At 40.2% G+C, this 1,208-nt stretch carries 1 protein-coding gene and 1 pseudogene; both read left to right on the forward strand.

Annotated features, from left to right (window positions below; all coding sequences use genetic code 11):
• Positions 1 to 197 precede the first annotated feature (197 nt).
• Positions 198 to 1,064: an ABC transporter ATP-binding protein gene (locus tag QZ359_RS01790; protein WP_293956040.1), complete on the forward strand. Its 867-nt coding sequence runs from the start codon at positions 198 to 200 to the stop codon at positions 1,062 to 1,064.
• Positions 1,064 to 1,208: pseudogene (locus QZ359_RS01795) on the forward strand (ABC transporter permease); the annotation flags it as partial. The gene QZ359_RS01790 and the pseudogene QZ359_RS01795, both read left to right, overlap by 1 nt.

The following is a 1,208-nucleotide window of genomic DNA, read 5'->3' on the forward strand; positions in this document are numbered from 1 at the left end:
ATGTTTTAATGGGACTAAGTCACACTTTTTTAACGATTCTATGCGGTATTGAATGGAACTTGAGTCTCTTTATTTAATTTCCTCATTTTAATCTCTTCTATCTCGCCACTCATCTCTTCATTTTGACCACTTATCCCCAAAAGCCATTTTTTAAGCGGCTTTTTTGTTAGACTGGTTCTATCAAAAGGAGAGAGAACATGATATTACAAGCTAAAAACATCAGTAAACGATATGGAAATCATTTAGCCGTAAACAATATTCATTTACAGTTTGAAAAGGGAACCTTTAATGCGATTCTAGGACCAAATGGGGCGGGGAAATCAACAACGATTTCCATGTTGATTGGTTTGAAACAACCAACGCAAGGGGAAATCATCTATGAACCAGGTACTAAAATTGGTGTGGTCTTCCAGACTAGTGTTTTGGATGAGATGCTGACTGTTAGGGAAAATCTGGCCATTCGTGCCAGACAGTACAAAGACCTAAAACCAAATCGTGTGTCTGATCTTATTGATCGGCTAGGCCTATCAGCTTTCCAAAAGCAGAAATACGGGACGCTTTCAGGTGGCCAAAAGCGTCGGGTTGACATTGCGCGTGCCCTGCTCTCACAACCAGATATTCTGTTCTTAGACGAACCAACGACAGGTTTGGATATCCAAACCCGAAAGTCTATTTGGGATTTGCTCTATCAATTGCAGAGGGAAGAGGGAATGACTGTTGTTTTGACCACGCATTATCTTGACGAGGCAGATGAAGCTGATCAGATTTATATTGTGGACCATGGGAAAGTGATTGCTCAGGGATCAGCACTAGATATTAAGAGCCAGTATGCAAAAAACATCTTGAAGATTCGTTTCAAGGAGATAGAGCAGATAGAAAGTCTTAAAACTTCGGGAATGTCAGTAGAGCAACAAAGTCAAATGGAGTATGTTTTTCAACCCGAGAGTGAAAGGGAAGCTATTGATTACCTGGCACAAGTTAGAGATAGAATAGCCCATTTTGAGTTTCGTCCAGGGACCATGGATGACGCCTTTATTGCACTTACAGGAAGGGAGGTTCGCTAATGCTAGCTTTACTAAAGCGAAATTTTTTATTGTACTTCAGGAATCGTTCAGGAGTTTTCTTCTCCTTGTTGGGAGCCTTGATTTCCTTTATTCTCTATATTATTTTTCTTCAAAAAAATCTAACAGATGCTTGGGCTCAGCTCC

Origin of the sequence: Streptococcus sp. (assembly GCF_019414905.1) — a bacterium.
In the GTDB taxonomy this organism is placed as follows: domain Bacteria; phylum Bacillota; class Bacilli; order Lactobacillales; family Streptococcaceae; genus Streptococcus.

Bases quoted from the DNA above. Each gene is read 5' to 3' on its own strand.
- QZ359_RS01790 (WP_293956040.1), top strand. From the start codon at position 198: ATGATATTACAAGCTAAAAACATCAGTAAACGATATGGAAATCATTTA.